The organism is Egicoccus halophilus (assembly GCF_004300825.1).
Classification (GTDB): Bacteria; Actinomycetota; Nitriliruptoria; order Nitriliruptorales; family Nitriliruptoraceae; genus Egicoccus; species Egicoccus halophilus.
Map to the genome: position 1 here is coordinate 3,431,843 of NZ_CP036250.1, position 17,051 is coordinate 3,448,893.

The window sequence follows — 17,051 nt, forward strand, 5'->3', positions numbered from 1 at the left end:
GAAAGGAACCTAGGACCCGACACATGCGAAGAGCACTGGCACATCCTGCTGAGGACGCGCCAGTGCTCTCGGCGAGGTCGACGAGGATCAGTCCTCGACGCGGATGATCGCGGCGACCGGTCCCCCACCCTGCGGGCCCTGGTGCAGCGCACCGACGGAGACGAACACGGCCGAGTCGCCGACGGCGCTGGCGGTGACCCCACCGACGGCACCCTTGATCTGGCGGTGGTGGTGGACGTCGGAGTCGTCGAGCATCAGCTGGCGGCGCCCGCGCAGCTCGCCGCTGGCGTCGGCCTCGCACTTGAGGAAGACGTTGACGAGCCGGTCACCGAGGTCGGTGTGGTGCGGGCGCTCCGGGAGCTCGAGCCCGGCGTTGCGGATGGCCTCGAAGATGCCGTCCTGGTCCAGCGCGTCCTGCATGACGCTGTGGCCGACCCGGTAGCGGCTGCGCGCGCCGGCCGCGTTGCCGACCACGACGATCTGCGCACGGTCGAGTTCCACGCCGCTCGAGCACGACGCCACGCTCGAGTACAGGTCGGTGTTTCGGCAGATCTCCTCGGCGGGCGGGACCTCGTCGACCTCACCGAGCGCGTAGGCGATCCCCAGGCCGGTGGTGCCGTTGGAGATGTCCATCGAGTACAGCGTGTCCTCGGTGAACACCGTCTCGCCGCGGCGGTGCGCGTCCTGGATGGTCTCCTGCACCAGCAGCGGGGTCTTGGTCTGCACGTAGTGGACGTCGGCGACATCGGTGATGCCGGCCTCGGCCATGGCCCGCTTGACGCCCTCGGCGACCTTCTCGACCATCGCGGGCCGGCCGATGTCCTCGGGCAGCAGCACGTCGGACATCGCGAACCCGACCGACAGTCGCTTGTCGTCGGTGTCGACACCGCGCTCGTCGGGGAGCCGGGCGAAGACGGTGGCGTGCGGGGTGATGACGCCGTCGCAACCGCCGGACCACGCCATGGGGATCTGCTTGACCTCGTCCTCGGGGCGGCTGCCCTTGTCGAGCAGCACACCGCGGAACGCCTGGTCGGCGAGGATGCGGGTGTAGTCGTTGACGCCGCCGTTGCCCTCGGTCTTGCCGATGACCGCGATGACGTCGTCGGCGGCGAACACGCCCTCGTCGATCAGCTCGCCGAGCCCCGAGGCATCGGTCACGCTCTTGATCTCGATCTTGCGGACCTCGAACGGCATGGGAACTCCTTCACGGGTCGACAGCTGCCCGATGGCAGTGGCGACACGACGCTAGTCGCACGGCCGCCGCCCCCGACATGTGCACATCCGACGACCGGGGCCCGCAGGGGCTAGCGTGACCTGCCAACGTCGACGGGAGACGGCGCGCCGGGCGGGCCGTCGCCCGTCGGACCGGAAGCGTCGAGGAGGGCAGCCGCATGACGACGACGGACGCCCCGATCGACGTTCCCGGCGACGGGCCGGGCAACGGCAGCGGCGCCCGCTCGCCGCAGGACCCCGGTGCCCCGACGGCGACGGGCGGTGGCGCGCGTTCGGGGGCGACGCCGACGGCGTTGCCCCTCGAGCAGGTCCTGACCACCCCGATCCTGGCCGGCGCGCAGGTGCTGGCGGGTGCGGCGGGCCTCGGACGCACGGTGACCCGGCTCAACGTCATGGAGGTCCCCGACGTCCTCGCGTTCGTCAAGCCCGACGAGTTCCTGCTGACCACCGGCTACCCGCTGCGGGAGCGCCCGGACGAGCTGCCCCGGCTGGTCGCCGACCTCGACGCGCGCGGCCTGGCCGGGCTCGGTGTCAAGCTCGGCCGCTACCTCGACGAGCTGCCGGCGGCCGTCCTCGAGGCCGCCGACGCCCGCGGCTTCCCGATCGTGCAGCTGCCCGACGTGGCGTTCGACGACGTGCTCAACGACGTGCTCGGCGCCATGCTCGACCGCCAGGCGCAGCAGCTCGCGCGCGCCGAGCGGGTCCACCGCGCCTTCCTGCAGGTGGTCCTGCGCGGCGAGGGCGTCGACGCGATCGCCGCCGACCTCGCCGAGCTGCTCGACATGCCGGCGGCGGTGGTCGGCCTCGACGGCACCGTGCTGGCCTCGGCCCGATGCGACGAACTCGACCCGCCCCCCCGCGAGCGGCTGGTCGTCGCCCAGGACGCCCGGCACGTGCGGATCGACGGCCGGGAGCAGCGGCCGTGCGTCGCCGTCCCGATCGTGGCCGGACCGCGCCAGCACGGTCACGTGGTCGCCGTACCCCGCGACGGCCGGCGCACCGACGACCTGCTGGCCCTCGAGTCGGCGGCCACCGTCGCGGCGCTCGCCCTCACCCAGCGCATGGAACTGCAGGCGGTCGAGAGCAAGTACCAGTCCGACCTCGTGCACGACCTGCTGCGGCGGGTCGACGACCCCGACGACGTGCTGCGGCGGGCGGCCGGGTTCGGTTGGGACCTCGACCGCCGCCTGATCGCCCTGGTCGTGCGTCTCGACGACCGCCCCGGCGTCGAGCGCCCGGCGGCGGTGCGCGGACGGCCACCACTGGCGAGCACGATCCGGGGCGCGGTGCTCGCCCGCGACCCGGCCGCGGCGGTCGTTCGCTTCAGCGCGGAGGTCGTCGTCCTCACCGCCGCGTTCGAGGCCCCGGCCGAAGCGACCGCCGAGGACGGGCGCGCCGAGGCCCGGGCGTTCGTCGCCGACCTCGTGGCCCGCGCCGGCAAGGCCGCCGGCGGAACGGTCTCGGCCGGCCTGTCACGTCCGGTCGAGGACGTGCGCGACGTCGCCCGCGCGTACGAGCAGGCGTCGCAGGCGGTGGCGCTCGGGCGCGAGATCGCCGGCCGGGGCGCGGTCACCCACTTCGACGACCTCGGCGCCTACCGGCTGCTGGCCCTGGTGGAGGACCGCGAGGAGCTGTACGCCTTCGCGACCGAGGTACTGGGCGAGCTGGCCACGGAGACCGAGGCGGCGCTCGACCTGCGCACCACGCTGCAGGCGCTGCTCGACACCGGCGGCAACGTCGCCGAGGCGGCCAGGCGACTGCACTTCCACTACAACACGCTGCGCTACCGGATCGAGAAGCTCGAGTCGTTGCTCGGGCCGTTCATGACCGACGCCCGGCGCCGCCTGGACGTGCAACTCGCCCTGCTGGTCCTGCGCCTGCGCGACCAGCGCTGACGACGCACGTGCGTCGACGGGCCGGCCTTGTCGGATGACGACGCACGCACGGAGAACGGCCCCGACGCACGTGCGTCCGCGACCGGCCCGGCGCGGACCACGACGCACGTGCGTCCGCGACCGGGCGCGACCGGGCGCGGCGGGGGTGGCGGGGGTGGCGGGGGTGGCCGGTGACGGGGGTGGCGGGGGTGGCGGGAGGTGGATGGGCGCTCGGCGGCTCGCGGCGCGCGCCCTCCGCCGACGCCCGTTGTGGCCGTTTCGGCCGGCACCCGTAGGCTGCCGCGCGCCCGTGACCGCCCGCACGGCGCATCCGACGGCAGCTCGCGAGGAGCACACATTGGCCACGATCTTCTACGACCAGGACGCCGACCTCTCCCTGATCCAGGGGCGCAAGGTCGCCATCCTCGGTTACGGCAGTCAGGGACACGCCCACGCCCTCAACCTGCGGGACTCGGGCGTCGACGTCCGGGTGGGTCTGCGACCGGGCTCGTCCTCGCGCGCCCGCGCCGAGGAGCAGGGTCTGCGCGTGCTCGACACGAACGACGCCGCTGCCGAGGCCGACGTGATCGTGGTCCTCGCCCCCGACACCCACCAGAAGGGCATGTGGGAGGGCGGCCTCGCCGAACACCTCACCGGCGGCAAGGCGCTGGTCTTCGGCCACGGGTTCAACGTCCACTACGGACTGATCAGCCCGCCCGAGGACGTCGACGTGTTCCTCGTCGCCCCGAAGTCGCCCGGGCACATCGCGCGACGCACCTACGAGCAGGGCCAGGGGGTTCCCGGGCTGGTCGCCGTGCACCAGGACGCCTCCGGTGACGCCCTCGAGCTCGCCAAGTCCTACGCCGCCGGGCTCGGCCTGACGCGCGCCGGCACGCTGCAGACCACCTTCGCCGAGGAGACCGAGACCGACCTGTTCGGCGAGCAGGCCGTGCTGTGCGGCGGCGTCAGCCACCTCGTGCAGGCGGGCTTCGAGACCCTCGTCGAGGCCGGCTACCAGCCCGAGGCGGCCTACTTCGAGTGCCTGCACGAGCTCAAGCTGATCGTCGACATGATGTACGAGGGCGGCATCAGCTGGATGCGCCACTCGGTGTCCACCACCGCCGAGTACGGCGACTACGTCTCGGGACCGCGTGTGATCGGCGACGAGTCGAGGGCGGCGATGAAGCAGGTCCTCGCCGAGATCCAGGACGGCACGTTCGCACGCCAGTTCGTCGCGGAGATCGAGGGCGGCGGCGAGACCTTCGCCACGATGCGCAAGGCCGGCCGCGACCACGAGATCGAGCGGGTCGGGCGCGAGCTCCGCGGCATGATGCCGTTCATCGACACGCCCACCGAAGAGCTCGAGTAGGACCGGCACCCGAGCACGCCGACGGCCACCGCGATCGCGGTGGCCGTCGTGCGTCGCGGGGTCAGTACTCGGTGGGTGGGTCGGTCGGCTCGACCACCGAGTCGTCGAACTCACCGAGCTCGGGACCGGGCTGCTCGGCTTCGCCGCCCTCGCAGCCGGCCAGGACGAACGCGGCGGTGGCGGCCACGGCCACCAGACGTCGGGGGGTTCGCATGTGTGCCTCCTGCACGCTGGCCGTCGACGCTAACCGGCCGCCGGTCAGGCGGCCCGCGCCCACCGCGCCCGGGCGGACAGGGCGACGCCCCCGGCCACCTACGATGCCGCGGTCGTGCGCGGAGCGGGAGCCCGGGCACGCCGATCGTCGTTTCGTCGCCGCCCGGGAGGGGTGCGTTGGTGCGCAGGATCTTCACCGTCGGTGCGCTGACCGCCGGTGTGCTGCTCGCCGGCTGCGACAACGGGCCCCAGGTCGTCGACGCCACCGCGGCGGCGGCCGGCGGGACCGTCGCGGGCTGCGAGGAGCGGGTGTTCGACGACCTCGGGCCGCCGACCCACCTCGAGGCGGCCAGCGCGCCCCCGGCCACGGAGCTCTACGCCCAGCGGCCGGCCACCTCGGGCCCGCACCTCGATTCCTGGCTGGCCGTCGGCGTCTACGACGGACCGGTCGACGAGCGCGCCGTCGTCCACAACCTCGAGCACGGCGGGATCGTCGCCTGGTACGACCCTGCGGCCATCGCTGCCGAGGACCTCACCGCACTGCAGGACTGGGCCGAGCAGCGCAACCGTGCCGGCCTGGGCAACCGCGCCGGTGGCGGCGTGCTCGTCGCCCCGTTCGAGGACGCGCCACTCAGCGCACCGCTCGCGCTGCGCGCCTGGCACGTCGGCGCGGACTGCGAGCGCTTCGACGCGGCCTTCGCCGACGCCTTCCTGCTCGAACACTTCGGCGACCGCGGGAGCGCTCCGGAAGGCAACCTCGCCCCCGAGGTCGCCCGGGTGCTGCGCGCCGTCGAGCGCTGAGGCTCAGCCGCCGACCGGCGGCGGGGTGGGATGCAGTCCCGCGAACCCCCAGCCTTCGAGCACCGCCGGTGGCTCGCTGTGCCACGGGCCGTGCAGCAGTGCGTCGGCGAGCAGCCGCAGGCGGTCCGGGTCGGGCAGTCGACGTCCGACGAGCGAACCCCTGCCGGGCCGGCGGACCCCGAGGCGTTCGAGCCAGGCACCGACCGTCAACCGGCTCGGGCCGTCCGCGCCGACGACGAGGTGGCCCGTCGTCGCCCGCGAGCGGGCACGGTCGAACGCGACCACCAGCTCGGCCAGGTCGTCGACCGTCACCGGCGCGACCACCACGTCGCGGACCGCGGACGGCAACCCGCCGGTCGCCAACGCGTCGCGCATCGCGGGCGTGTCGAGCAGCGAGGTCCGGACGACGACGCTCGGGGGGGCGGCCTCGGCGATCACCTGCTCGATCCGGCCCCGCGCGCGCCGGTAGGCGTCGGCCGCGTCCGGGGACGCGCCCGCCACCGACAGCACGATCACCCGACGGACACCGGCGTTGCCGGCCGCCGTCGCCAGCACGCGCGCGGCGGCGACGTCGGCGGTCGGGTCGCTGCCGAGCAGTCCGCCGCCGACGTGCACGACCGTGTGCACGTCGGCCAGCGCCGCTTCGAGCCGTCCCTCGTCGTCCGCGGTGCCGGTGGCGACGAACGCGCCGGCCGCACGTAACGGCGAGGTGTCACCCGTGCCGTAGGCACGGACCTCGCCGCCCTCGGCGAGCAGCCGTGCCGCGAGTCGGCGCGCCAGGGGACGAGCGGCGCCGGTGACCAGCACGGGCACGGTGCTCCCCCCGGTCGTGTCGTCGAGGCCGCGGACAGCGGCCGGCCGCGAACGCTAGCGCCGGTCGCCGTCGTCGCGAGCCCCTAGCGTCGTGGCCACCCGACGAGGCGACCTGATCCTGTGATCCCGATACCGACCGCCCGGCACCTGCGGGACGCGGGGCTGTCCTGGACCCCGGCCGACGGTGACCGCTTCGTGCTCCCCGACCGGGGCATGGACGACGACGTGTTCACCATCTCGGAGATGGTGGTGGAGGTCCGCTCCTCCCCCGCCGGTCGTCTCATCGCCTTCAACGGCACCACCGAGTGGGCGCTCGACGCGGTCGAGCAGGCCGAGGCGATCTGGGTGCCGCGCGAGTCGCAGCTGCGCGAGGCGCTGGGCGAGGCGATGCTCTCGCTGGTGCGGGCCGAGGACGGCTGGCGGTGCACGGTGCGGGTCGGCCGCCAGCTGCTCGAGGTGGCCGCACCCACGGCCGAGGAGGCCTACGCCGACGCGTTGCTGCGGGTCCTGGACGGTTGAGGCGATCCAAGCCGGCCGGTGGCGGACGAGCGCGGTCGGCGATCAGCGGCACCGACGCTCGACGAGGGCGGCGAACGCGGGACGCAGCGTCTGCAGGGCGAGCCGTCGCTGCTGCTGGGTGAAACCCTTGTACAGACCGGCCGGCGTGGGGTTGACGTCGACGACGTAGATGCGGCCATCGGCGGTGTCACGCAGCACGTCCATCTCGGCGTAGTCGACCGACAGTGCCCGCGCGAGTTCACCGATGCGGGCGAGCTCCTGCGCGGAGAGCAGCGTCCGGGGGTCGAGGACCACCTCGGAGTGGGCGAACTCGGAGAACCGGGTCGCGGTGTCGGGATGGTGCTTGCGGTAGACCAACGGCACCTGTCCGTCGTAGACGGGGACGCGCAGGTCCTCGAAGCATCCGTCCGCGGCGCGGGTGTCGACATAACGCTGGTAGGTGACCTCGTCGGGATCCTCGTCCGGAGCGGGCCGGTACGGACAGGTCACGACCACGGCGTCGTGGCGGTAGTTCTCGTTGGACTTGCGGATCGCGGGTCCCTGGTGCGTGGTCGGGTCGACGTGCAGCGCGTAACCGAACACCTCGGCGAACCGGGCTGCCACCGTCCGCTTGGCGACGTCGGTGGCGTCCGCGTTCACGATGCGTGCCGCCCGGTTCCCGGCAACCCGCACCGGCGGGTGCGACGTGCGCGGGTCGTGGGCGAACACCACGTCGTGGCGCTCGTCGGACGACTCGACCATCCGGTAGCCGCACAGCAACAGCAGACGCCAGGCGATCTGGTGACGGCTGGGCGTGGCGGGCTGGAACAGGATCCGCCGGCGCGGCAGCAGCAGCACCCGGGCCGTGCGCAGTGCCGTGACCGCCGGCAGCGCACCCGTGGCGTCGTCGAGCGCCGCGTACACCCGCTGCCATCGCCACCGCCACGAACGCCACCGCCGCGTGAGCGGCCGCAACACCGGGCCGAGCAGTCGCCGGACACGGCGATGAACGACACGCACCGTTGCGCCTCCGCGGAGTCGGTGGAAGACCGAGCGGTTCAACCGGCACCACCGTTCCCGCGGACGGTGCCGCCCGCTGGCGAAGCCTACGGCGATCCAAGGGACCCCGCGCAACGCGGGCCGTCACCGCCGAACTGCTGACTGCAGCCGACCGTGTCCTGGGTCGCCGGTGGGGGGCGGTAGCGTCGCGGCCGCTCGAGGTGAAGGGACCGACGGCACGATGCAGGTACGACTCCGCGCGGTGGCGGACGCCCTCGGCCGGCGCGTGTCACGGCCGGGCGCGGTCGAACCGGTCATGCTCGGGCTCGGCGCGGCGACCGGCCTGGGCACGGGCGTGGTCGTCTGGCTGCTCATCAGCACCGTCGAACTGGTGCAACGGCTCGCCTGGTCGACGCAGGTGCCCGACTGGCAGCTGCTCGTGGTGCCGACGATCGGCGGTCTGCTCGTCGGCCTGCTGGTGTGGAAGGTCGTTCCCGAGAGCAGCGGTGGTGGTGTCGTCCCCACCATGGAGTCGCTCGCACTGCGCGGCGGACAGCTGCGCCGTCGGATCCCGCTGGCCGGCACGGCGGCGACCGGGATCTCGCTCGGCACCGGCCTCTCGGGTGGTCGCGAAGGCCCCATCGTGCTGATCGGCGGCGCGATCGGTTCGGCGGTCGGCCGTGGGGTGCGTCTCGACGAGGACGGGATGCGCTCGCTGGTGGCCGCCGGCGCGGCCGCCGGGATCGGCGCGACGTTCAACGCCCCGATCGGCGGGATGCTGTTCGCCATCGAACTGCTGCTCGGCGGGATCCGACGCGCCGGGTCCCTGCAGGTGGTCGTGGTCGCGTCCGTCGTCAGCGCCGTGACCGCCCGCCAGCTCGTCGGCGAGAGCCTGCCGCTGTTCCAGGCCAGCGCCGGCTTTTCGCTCGGGCCGGCCGCCGAGCTGCTGCTGTACGCCGCGCTCGGCCTCGCCGCCGTCGCGGTCGCCAGCGGCTTCCGGTTCGGCGAGGACCTCGCCCGTCGCAATTTCGCCGGGCTCCGCCCCCACCTGGGCGTCCCGGTGACCGTGGCCCTGGGGGGCCTCGGGGTCGGGATCGTCGCGCTGGCGTTCCCCGAGGTGCTCGGCGAGGGTTCGCACCTGCCCGGCGTCGACGGTGTCCGCGAACCGATCCAGGCCATGCTCGACGGCGGTTTCGGCGCGTCGTGGTCGACCGCCGGTCTGCTGCTCGTGCTGCTGCTCGCCAAGCTGGTCGCGACGCTGTTCGCGGTCGGCTCGGGGGCGGCGGTGGGAACCTTCGCACCCACGCTGTTCACCGGCGCCGCGCTCGGGGCGGCGTTCGGCATCGCGGCCTCGCAGCTGCTGGGTGCCGAGGTGGCCCCCGGGGCCTTCGCCCTGGTCGGCATGGCGGCCGTGTTCGCCGCGACGGCCCGGGCGCCGTTGACCGCCATCCTGATCGTGTTCGAGCTGACCGGCAGCTACGACCTGGTCCTGCCGCTGATGCTGGCGGTCGGCATCGCGATGTTCGTGACCGAGCTGCTCGGATGGGACTCGATCTACGCCCACCAGCTGCGCCAACGCGGCGTGGTGCTCGGGCAGGTCGACGACGTCGACGTCCTGCAGACCGTGACCGTGGGTGAGGTCATGTCCGCCGTCGACGGCAACGTCGTCGACGAGGGCGCCGACCTCGACACGGTCCGCCGCCGCCTCGTCGAGACCGGCGCCCACGGGCTCGTCGTCGTCGACGCGCACGCGCGGCTGGTCGGCGTGGTGGCGATCTCCGACCTGGTCCGGCCGGGAACGACGGCCGGACAGGTCGCCACCCGGCGGGTGCTCACGGTGACGCCCGACGACCCGGCCTTCCGTGCCGTGCGTCGGATGGCCAGCCTCGACGTGGGTCGGCTGCCGGTCGTCGACGGCCACACCCGACAGGTCGTCGGGGTCCTGCGACGGGCCGACGTCGTGCGTGCCTACCAGCGTGGGATCGCCCGCAGCGTCGGCGCCCAACAGCGGGCGGCGTCGGGCCGACTGCGGGACCTGGCCGGAGTCGGGTTCGTGGAGCTGGTGCTGCAACCGGGGTCGCCGATGGCCGGGTGCGCCGTGCGCGACGTCACCTGGCCCCAGCGCAGCGTCCTGACCAGTGTCCGGCGGGCGGGCACGGTCGTCGTCCCCAGCGGCGACACCGTGCTCGAAGCCGGTGACGAGCTGGTCGTGCTCACCGGTCAGCCCGATGCCCTGCGCGAGCTCGCCGCCCCGGAGCCGACGCCACCGCCGCGGACGCCGTCGGCATGACGCCCCCCGCTCGACCGTGACGCGGTGCGGCCGACACGGGATGGCGCCCCCTCGCCGATACGCTCCGGCGGAACCCCGTCCCGAAAGTAGCCACGCGTGCGTTATGGCGACCGCACCGACGCCGAGAACCTGGCGTCGGCCCAGGCCGGGTGGGCACCGGCCTTCGCGGTGCTGCTCCACCGGCACGGCCCCGCCGTCCGCAGTGCCGTGCGCGACGAGCCGGACCCGATCGCCGCGACCCGCGACGTGTTCGTCACCGCCCTGCAGGAGCTGCCCCACATGCCGGCGGACACCGTCGTGCGTGACTGGCTGCTCGACATCGCCGGGACCTCGCGCGTGCCGGACCCGATCGTGCCATTGTGCGAGGAGGAACGCGACGCGATCTGGGCCGAGCTGACGACGGCCTGGCCGACGCGACGCCGTCCCCGGCGGCGGGTGCTGCGCCGGATCGCCCTGGTCGCGGGCCTCGTCGCGCTCGCCGGTGCGGTGCCGACCCTGCTCCTGCTGGCCGAGGAGACCCCGGAGCGCGACACGATCGAACTGTTCGCGCACCCGGTCGTGGAGCCGACCGTGGTCGAGGATCCGGTGGCACCCGAGCCCGCGGCGCTGCCGACCTTCTCGTTCCCCACGGCATCGAGCACGCCGCCGCGGCTGGCGACGCCCCCGGGGCCGACGACTCCTCCGATGGCGGCCGACCCGGTCGACGACCCCCGCAGCGCCGACGCCCGGACCGACGACCCCCGCAGCGCCGACGCCCGGACCGACGACCTCCGGACCGACGAGATCCAGACCGACGCCGGGCCCGTGGAGGCCGACGCGGTCGAGAGCACCCCACCCGATGCCGTGGTCGCCGACGACGCTCCGGCCGACACCGACGCCGACGCCGAGTCCGTCACCGACGCGCCGCTCGGCGACCGGTCACCGGGCACGCGCGGCGCGGCGGAGCGCGCATGACCGCGTCCGCCGAGCCGGCGCGCGACGGCCTCGACCCGGCACAGTCCGGTCTCGGGGACATGGACGCCGACGCCTTCCGCCGCCACGGGCACGCCGTGGTCGATCTGATCGCGGACTACCTCGAGGGCGTCGGCGAGCGTCCGGTCCTCGCCCAGGTGCGCCCCGGCGAGGTCCGCGAGGCGCTGCCGGCGACGCCACCGCGCGCGCCCGAACCGTTCGACGCGGCCCTCGACGACCTCGAGCGGGTACTGCTGCCGGGCATCACCCACTGGAACCATCCGGCGTTCCACGCCTACTTCGCCATCACCGGTTCGGGTCCCGGCATCCTCGGCGAGGCGCTGTCGGCCGCGCTCAACGTCAACGGCATGCTGTGGCGGACCTCGCCGTCGGCGACGGAACTCGAGGAGTTGGTGCTCGACTGGCTGCGGCAGCTGCTCGGGCTGCCGGCCGGTCTGCGGGCGATCGTCACCGACAGCGCGTCGATGTCGACCATGCTGGCGCTGGCGGCCGCCCGCGAGCAGGCCGGCCTCGACGTGCGCCAGCGGGGGCTCGCCGGACGTGCGGACGTCCCGCTGCTGCGCATCTACACCTCCGAGCACGCCCACTCGTCGGTGGAGAAGGCTGCGATCACGCTCGGCCTGGGACGCGACGGCGTGCGCACCGTCCCGACCGACGCGCAGCACCGACTGGACGTGACCGCGCTCGGCGAGGCGGTGCGCGAGGACCTGCGCTTCGGCTACCGGCCGCTCGCGTTCGTGCCGACGGTGGGCACCACCTCGACCACCTCGATCGACCCGGTGGGGGCGGTCGCCGAGCTGCGCGACGAGCTGGTCGCCGAGCTCGGCCACCCGATCTGGCTCCACGTCGACGGCGCCTACGGGGGCATGGCGGCGATCTGCCCCGAACTGCGGTGGGTGCTCGACGGGGTCGAGCGTGCCGACTCGTTCGTGACCAACCCGCACAAGTGGCTGTTCACGCCGATCGACTGCTCGGCCCTGTTCGTCCGCGAACCGGCGTGGCTCACGCGCGCCTTCTCGCTGGTGCCCGAGTACCTCACCACCGACGACGAGGGCGTGACCGACTACATGGACTGGGGCGTCCAGCTCGGCCGCCGCTTCCGGGCACTCAAGCTGTGGCTCGTGATCCGCTACTTCGGCGCCGACGGGCTGGCGGCCCGCATCCGCGAGCACGTCGCGCAGGCCCAGCGGGTGGTCGCCTGGGTCGAGCAGCATCCCGACCTCGAGCTGATGGCGCCCGCCCCGCTGTCCACGGTGTGCTTCCGCGCGGCCCCGGAGGACCTCGGCGGTGACGAGGACGCCCGCCGTCGGCTCAACCGCGCCTGGCTCGCGCGGATCAACGCCACCGGCGAGGCCTACCTGTCGCACACCGAGCTGGACGGCCGCTACGTGCTGCGGCTGGCGCTGGGGAACCTGCGCACGACCGACGAGCGACTCTCCGCGACGCTCGCGGTCCTGGAGCGCGAGCTCACGACGGCGCGGGCGGCCGGGTCGGGGACGCCAGCAGCGGGGTGAGCTCGAGCAGGCCGTCGAGGGCCTCGTCGACGACCTCGAGGCGCGGTCGCGTTCGCCCCGAGGCCTCCCAGATGCGCAGCGCCGCGTCGGTCGTCGCCATCGCGGCCGCGGCCAGCGCGGTCGGTCGCGGGTCGAGCGACGGGTCGATCCCGAGCATGCGGCCGATGGCGGCGGCGGCGCGCTGCTGCAGGCGGGCCCGCGCCGCCAGGAACCGGCGTTGCAGCACCGGATCGGCGGCGACGACCCCGAACCAGCGGTCCCAGTGCTCCTGGCGGGCGAGGTAGTCGGCGGCGACCTGGTGGGTCCCGCGTCGGATGCAGTCGAGCACCGTCTCGCCGGGGACGTGCGCGGCGGTGACGATGGACCAGACGTCGAACTCGTCCTCGTAGTCGGCGAAGAGGACCTCGTCCTTGGTCGGGAAGTAGCGGAAGAACGTCCGCGGCGACACGCCGGCGGCGTCGGCGATCCGGTCCACCGAGACCGCCTCGAACCCGTCGCTGGCGCACAGTTCGAGGGCGGCGTCGACGAGCGCCCGACGGGTGCGGGTCCGGTTGCGCTCCCGGCGGGTGGCCGGCGGGGGGGAGGTCATGGACCCGACCCTAACAGCTCTGGCAATGACTGACAGTTGACAGTGACTGCCACTTCGAGCGAAGGTGGAGACCTTCCGACCCGGACCGCCGCCGTGCCCCCCCTCGACCTGCCCGCCGCACCGGCCGCGGCCGCGACCACCGCGGTGATCGTGGTCGAGCGCCTGCACTACCGCTACCCCGGTGCCGCCACGGCGGCCGTCGAGAACCTCAGCTTCCGCGTCGCCCCCGGGGAGGTGCTCGGCTTCCTCGGCCCGTCGGGTGCCGGCAAGTCGACGACCCAGCAGGTGCTCACCGGCCGGCTGCGAGGCGGCGACGGACACGTCCGCGTGCTCGGCGTCGCGCCGACGGCGCTGCGCCCCGCCGAGCGGGCCCGGATCGGCGTGTCGTTCGAACAGCCGGCGCTGTACCCGAAGCTGACCGCCCGGGAGCAGCTGACCTTCTTCGCCGCGCTCGGCGGCGGCACGCGCGCCCGCGACGTCGACGATCTGCTCGGGCGCCTCGGGCTGGCCGACCACGCCGACCAGCGGGTGGGCACCTACTCGAAGGGCATGCGGACCCGCCTCGACCTCGCCCGCGCGCTGCTGCACCGGCCCGAGGTGCTGCTCCTCGACGAGCCCACCGGCGGGCTGGATCCGGCCTCCTCGGCGCTGGTGCGCCAGGTGGTGGCCGACGAACGCGACCGGGGTGCCGCCGTGCTGCTCACCACGCACGACATGGAACTCGCCACCGCGCTGGCTGACCGGGTCGCGTTGCTCGCCCAGGGTCGGCTCGCCGCGAGCGGGACGCCCCGGGAACTGGTGCTCGCCGCCGGGGAGCGCGGCATCGTGCTGACCACCGACGACGGCCGCCGCCTGGCGCGGCCGCTCCACGCGGCCGGCAGCGACCCGGAGGTGCTGGCGTGGCTGCGCGACCCGGCGCTCGCCACCGTCCACACCACCGAGCCGACGCTGGGCGAGGTGTTCGTGCGCCTGACCGGCCAGTCGCTGCGGGCAGACGCGTGAGTGCCGACCTGGTCCCCCTGTTGCGCCTCGAGGCGCGGCTGCTGGTCCGCCACGGGATCGTCGCGGCGGTCGCCGTGGTCGCCGCGACCTGGTCGGGGCTCCTCGCCGCCGTCCCGGCCGGGCTGCGGACCGACCTGCTCGCGCCGGTGCTCTACCTCGACGCCGGCATCGTCGGGCTGCTGTTCGTCGGCGGGCTGGTCCTGCTCGAACGCAGCCACGGGAGCCTCGAGGCGCTCGCCGTGTCACCGGTGCGACCGGCCGCCTACGTGGCCGCACGGGTCGGCTGGCTGACGGTCCTCGCGCTGGCGGCGAGCCTGGTGATCGTCGCGGTCGCCCGCCCGCCGGCGATCGCCCCGGCCCCGCTGGTCACCGGCGTGGCCCTGCTCTGCGTGCCAGTGCTGCTGGTGGCCCTGGTCGTCGCGACCCGCACCACGACGGTCACGGACTACCTGTTCCGCCTCCAGGTGCCGCTGTTGCCGGCGGCCCTGCCGCTGGCCGCGCTGGCCGGGTGGGTGCCCGACGCGGTCGGCTGGCTGTCGCCCACCCACGGTCCGCTGCTGCTGTTGCAGGCCGGCGTCGGCGGTCCGCCACCCGGTCCGGTCGCGACGACCGCCGCGGTGGTGGTCCCGATCGTGACGGCGGTGGGTCTGGCCCGGATCGCGGTCCGGCGCACCGCCGAGGACCTGTGGCGCCGCGGAGGCCAGCCGTGACCGCCACCGGAGCAGGCGGCGACGTCCGATCTCGCCGCGGTGCCGGACGCCTGGCGGCGGCACGCAGCTTCGCGGTGGCCGACGGACGGGCACTCGGACGCGACCCGATGCTGCGGCTGCTGGCGGTCGCGCCGCTGGCGATGGTGGGCGTGGTCGCGCTCGGGCTGCCGCTGGTCGAACGCTGGCTCGACGGCAGCGTCGGCGTGGACGTCACCGCGGCCCGGCCGGCGTTGGCGGCGTTCCTGGCCGCGGTGACCGTGCCGCTGTTCTCCGGCACGATGGCGGGGCTGCTCGTCCTCGAGGACCGCGAGTGCGGCGTGCTGCCGGCGCTGGCGGTGTCCCCGGCGGGACTGTCGGCCTACCTGGCGGTCCGGCTCGGTTGGGCCGGCGGCGCCGGCGGCACGATCGCGGCACTCGCGCTCGCCCTGCACGGCGGGTACGGGGCCGGGGTGCTTATCGCGGTCGGCCTGCTCACCGGCGGGGCCGCCGCGGTCGTGGCGCTGCTCGTCGGTGGGCTCGCCGGCGACCGGCTCGAAGGGCTGGCGGTCACCAAGGCGGCGACCCTGCCGCTCGCCCTGCCCGTGCTGGTGTGGGCGCTCGGCGTCCCGCTGGGCTGGCTGGCCGCCCCGCTGCCGACGGCGTCCGCGGTGTACGTCCTGCACGCCGCGGACACCGGGGCCGCACCGCCCGTCCTGCTGGTGGCGGCCGGGGCCGCCCAGCTGGCGGTCCTCGGCCGGCTGGCGTGGCGACGACTGGTGCGCCGCACGACGTGATGGCGTGTGCGGTCAGCCGTCGGCGACCGGGACGTGGGCGTGCAGCAGCAGGCGCCACCGGCCGTCGCGACGCACGTAGGTGCTGGTGACGTAGGTCTCGTAGCGCCCGCCACCGCCGCCGGGCACCGCGGACGCCCGATAGACGAGCGCGGCGGCGTCCTCGGCGATCGGCGTGACGGTGAGCTCCGAGAGCTCGAGGTCCGTCCACGGCGCACCCTGCGCGACCCCGCGCAGGGTGGCGTCACGGTCGAGGATCCCGACGGAGAACACGCACCGGAGCTCGTCGGCGACGGCATCGCGGTAGAACTCGACGTCCCCGCCGGCGCTCCAGAACGCGCGTTCCGCCGCTTCGAGTTCCTGGGCGAGCTGCTCGTCGCTCACGCTTCTCCCCCGTCGAGTGCCTCCAGCAGATCGTCGGCGGCAGCGTAGGGATCGCGCTGGCGAGTCGCGACCCGGTCGGCGAGCTCCTCGAGCAGCGGGTCGTCGCCACCGTCGAGGCGGGCGAAGCGCAGCCGGACCTGTTCGAGCGCGATCTCGCGCACCAGGTGCAGCGCCCGCTCGCGACGCCGCTGCTCGCCCCGGCCGCTCGACGCCAGCCACGCGTCGTGGGTGCCGAAGGCGTCGAGGACGTCGTCGAGGCCCTCACCACGGACGGCGACGGTCCGCACGATCGGCGGCCACCAGCCGGCCGGGGTGTCGGCGTCGGCGAGCGCGTGCCCCATCTCGAGCATCCCGCGCAGCTCGGACTCGAGCTTGCCGGCGCCCGACGCGTCGGCCTTGTTGATCACGAACACGTCGGCGACCTCGAGGATGCCGGCCTTGGCGGCCTGGATCCCGTCGCCCATGCCGGGGGCGAGCGCGACGACGGTCGTGTCGGCGGTGGCGGCGATCTCGACCTCGGACTGCCCGACCCCGACCGTCTCGACGATGACGTCGTCGAACCCGGCGGCGTCGAGCACCAGCACCGCCTGCGGGGTGGCGAACGACAGTCCGCCGAGGTGGCCGCGCGACGCCATGGAGCGGATGAACACGTGCGGGTCGGCGGCGTGGGACTGCATGCGCACCCGGTCGCCGAGCAGCGCGCCGCCGGAGAACGGCGACGACGGGTCGACGGCGAGGATCGCGACCGAGCGGTCCTGTGCCCGCAGCGCGGCGGCGATCGCGTTGGTCAGGGTCGACTTGCCGACCCCGGGCGAGCCGGTGATCCCGATGACCCGCGCCCGGCCGGTGTGCGGGTGCAGCCGGGCGACGACCTCGCGCAGCCGCTCGGGTGCGCCGTCCTCGGCGAGGGTCAGCAGGCGGGCCAGCGCCCGACGCTCCCCCCGTTCGAGCCCGGCGACCAGTTCCTCGACCGTCTGCCCCACCGTCCGTCACCGCCAGCTCGCGTCGTCGAACCCGGCA

The 17,051-nt window shown here is 74.5% G+C and carries 17 protein-coding genes; 10 read left to right on the forward strand and 7 right to left on the reverse strand.

Annotation, left to right across the window (positions count from 1 at the left end; genetic code table 11):
- Positions 1-87: 87 nt before the first annotated feature.
- Positions 88-1,194 (reverse strand): cyanuric acid amidohydrolase, encoded by a 1,107-nt coding sequence (atzD, locus tag ELR47_RS15590; RefSeq protein WP_130650720.1) that lies wholly within the window; start codon positions 1,192-1,194, stop codon positions 88-90.
- Between the two features lie 197 nt (positions 1,195-1,391).
- Between atzD and ELR47_RS15595 the strand changes: the two genes are divergently transcribed.
- Together ELR47_RS15595 and ilvC are read left to right on the forward strand one after the other, a co-directional pair.
- Positions 1,392-3,128: a PucR family transcriptional regulator gene (locus ELR47_RS15595; RefSeq protein WP_188584362.1), complete on the forward strand. Its 1,737-nt coding sequence runs from the start codon at positions 1,392-1,394 to the stop codon at positions 3,126-3,128.
- Positions 3,129-3,465: 337 nt separating this feature from the next.
- Positions 3,466-4,476, forward strand: a complete 1,011-nt coding sequence (gene ilvC, locus ELR47_RS15600) for a ketol-acid reductoisomerase (RefSeq protein WP_130650721.1) — start codon at positions 3,466-3,468, stop codon at positions 4,474-4,476.
- 61 nt (positions 4,477-4,537) lie between these two features.
- Here ilvC and ELR47_RS18495 read toward each other — a convergent pair whose 3' ends face one another.
- On the reverse strand, positions 4,538-4,690 hold the full coding sequence (locus tag ELR47_RS18495; protein WP_165404128.1) for a hypothetical protein: 153 nt from the start codon (positions 4,688-4,690) through the stop codon (positions 4,538-4,540).
- A 179-nt stretch (positions 4,691-4,869) separates the two neighbouring features.
- Here ELR47_RS18495 and ELR47_RS18500 point away from each other — a divergent pair, with 179 nt between their 5' ends.
- Positions 4,870-5,490 (forward strand): DUF3105 domain-containing protein, encoded by a 621-nt coding sequence (locus tag ELR47_RS18500; protein WP_165404129.1) that lies wholly within the window; start codon positions 4,870-4,872, stop codon positions 5,488-5,490.
- Between the two features lie 3 nt (positions 5,491-5,493).
- Here the strand turns inward: ELR47_RS18500 and ELR47_RS15610 are convergent, their stop codons facing one another.
- The gene (locus ELR47_RS15610; protein ID WP_130650723.1) at positions 5,494-6,303 is read right to left on the reverse strand and encodes an SDR family oxidoreductase; all 810 of its coding nucleotides are present in this window, start codon (positions 6,301-6,303) and stop codon (positions 5,494-5,496) included.
- A 120-nt stretch (positions 6,304-6,423) separates the two neighbouring features.
- Here ELR47_RS15610 and ELR47_RS15615 point away from each other — a divergent pair, with 120 nt between their 5' ends.
- Positions 6,424-6,822, forward strand: a complete 399-nt coding sequence (locus tag ELR47_RS15615) for a pilus assembly protein CpaE (protein WP_130650724.1) — start codon at positions 6,424-6,426, stop codon at positions 6,820-6,822.
- Between the two features lie 42 nt (positions 6,823-6,864).
- On the opposite strand, the gene ELR47_RS15620 is transcribed toward ELR47_RS15615, so the two are convergent.
- Positions 6,865-7,821, reverse strand: coding sequence for an ATP-grasp domain-containing protein (locus ELR47_RS15620; RefSeq protein ID WP_130650725.1), 957 nt, complete (start codon positions 7,819-7,821; stop codon positions 6,865-6,867).
- Positions 7,822-8,041: 220 nt separating this feature from the next.
- On the opposite strand from ELR47_RS15620, the gene ELR47_RS15625 reads away from it, so the two are divergent.
- From ELR47_RS15625 to ELR47_RS15635, 3 genes are all read left to right on the forward strand, one after another.
- The gene (locus ELR47_RS15625; RefSeq protein WP_130650726.1) at positions 8,042-10,090 is read left to right on the forward strand and encodes a chloride channel protein; all 2,049 of its coding nucleotides are present in this window, start codon (positions 8,042-8,044) and stop codon (positions 10,088-10,090) included.
- A gap of 96 nt (positions 10,091-10,186) precedes the next feature.
- Entirely contained in the window at positions 10,187-11,044 is an 858-nt protein-coding gene (locus tag ELR47_RS15630) for a hypothetical protein (RefSeq protein WP_130650727.1), read from the forward strand.
- On the forward strand, positions 11,041-12,576 hold the full coding sequence (locus ELR47_RS15635) for a pyridoxal phosphate-dependent decarboxylase family protein (RefSeq protein WP_130650728.1): 1,536 nt from the start codon (positions 11,041-11,043) through the stop codon (positions 12,574-12,576). Before ELR47_RS15630 ends, ELR47_RS15635 begins: the two co-directional genes overlap by 4 nt.
- Here ELR47_RS15635 and ELR47_RS15640 read toward each other — a convergent pair.
- Entirely contained in the window at positions 12,530-13,165 is a 636-nt protein-coding gene (locus ELR47_RS15640; RefSeq protein WP_130650729.1) for a TetR/AcrR family transcriptional regulator, read from the reverse strand. The two genes, ELR47_RS15635 and ELR47_RS15640, sit on opposite strands and share 47 nt — an antisense overlap.
- Before the next feature lie 93 nt (positions 13,166-13,258).
- Between ELR47_RS15640 and ELR47_RS15645 the strand changes: the two genes are divergently transcribed.
- Genes ELR47_RS15645 through ELR47_RS15655 form a run of 3 tightly spaced genes read left to right on the forward strand, consistent with a single transcriptional unit; the run spans position 13,259 to position 15,650 of the window.
- Positions 13,259-14,167 carry an ABC transporter ATP-binding protein gene (locus ELR47_RS15645; RefSeq protein WP_205745316.1) on the forward strand — a complete coding sequence of 303 codons (909 nt, stop codon included), beginning with the start codon at positions 13,259-13,261 and terminating at the stop codon, positions 14,165-14,167.
- Positions 14,164-14,877: a fluoroquinolone export ABC transporter permease subunit gene (locus ELR47_RS15650; protein WP_130650730.1), complete on the forward strand. Its 714-nt coding sequence runs from the start codon at positions 14,164-14,166 to the stop codon at positions 14,875-14,877. The genes ELR47_RS15645 and ELR47_RS15650 overlap by 4 nt, the downstream gene beginning before the upstream one ends.
- The gene (locus tag ELR47_RS15655) at positions 14,874-15,650 is read left to right on the forward strand and encodes a hypothetical protein (protein ID WP_130650731.1); all 777 of its coding nucleotides are present in this window, start codon (positions 14,874-14,876) and stop codon (positions 15,648-15,650) included. The genes ELR47_RS15650 and ELR47_RS15655 overlap by 4 nt, the downstream gene beginning before the upstream one ends.
- A gap of 12 nt (positions 15,651-15,662) precedes the next feature.
- On the opposite strand, the gene ELR47_RS15660 is transcribed toward ELR47_RS15655, so the two are convergent.
- Together ELR47_RS15660 and meaB are read right to left on the reverse strand one after the other, a co-directional pair.
- On the reverse strand, positions 15,663-16,031 hold the full coding sequence (locus ELR47_RS15660; protein ID WP_130650732.1) for a nuclear transport factor 2 family protein: 369 nt from the start codon (positions 16,029-16,031) through the stop codon (positions 15,663-15,665).
- Positions 16,028-17,014 carry a methylmalonyl Co-A mutase-associated GTPase MeaB gene (meaB, locus tag ELR47_RS15665; protein WP_188584361.1) on the reverse strand — a complete coding sequence of 329 codons (987 nt, stop codon included), beginning with the start codon at positions 17,012-17,014 and terminating at the stop codon, positions 16,028-16,030. The genes ELR47_RS15660 and meaB overlap by 4 nt, the downstream gene beginning before the upstream one ends.
- Positions 17,015-17,051 lie beyond the last annotated feature (37 nt).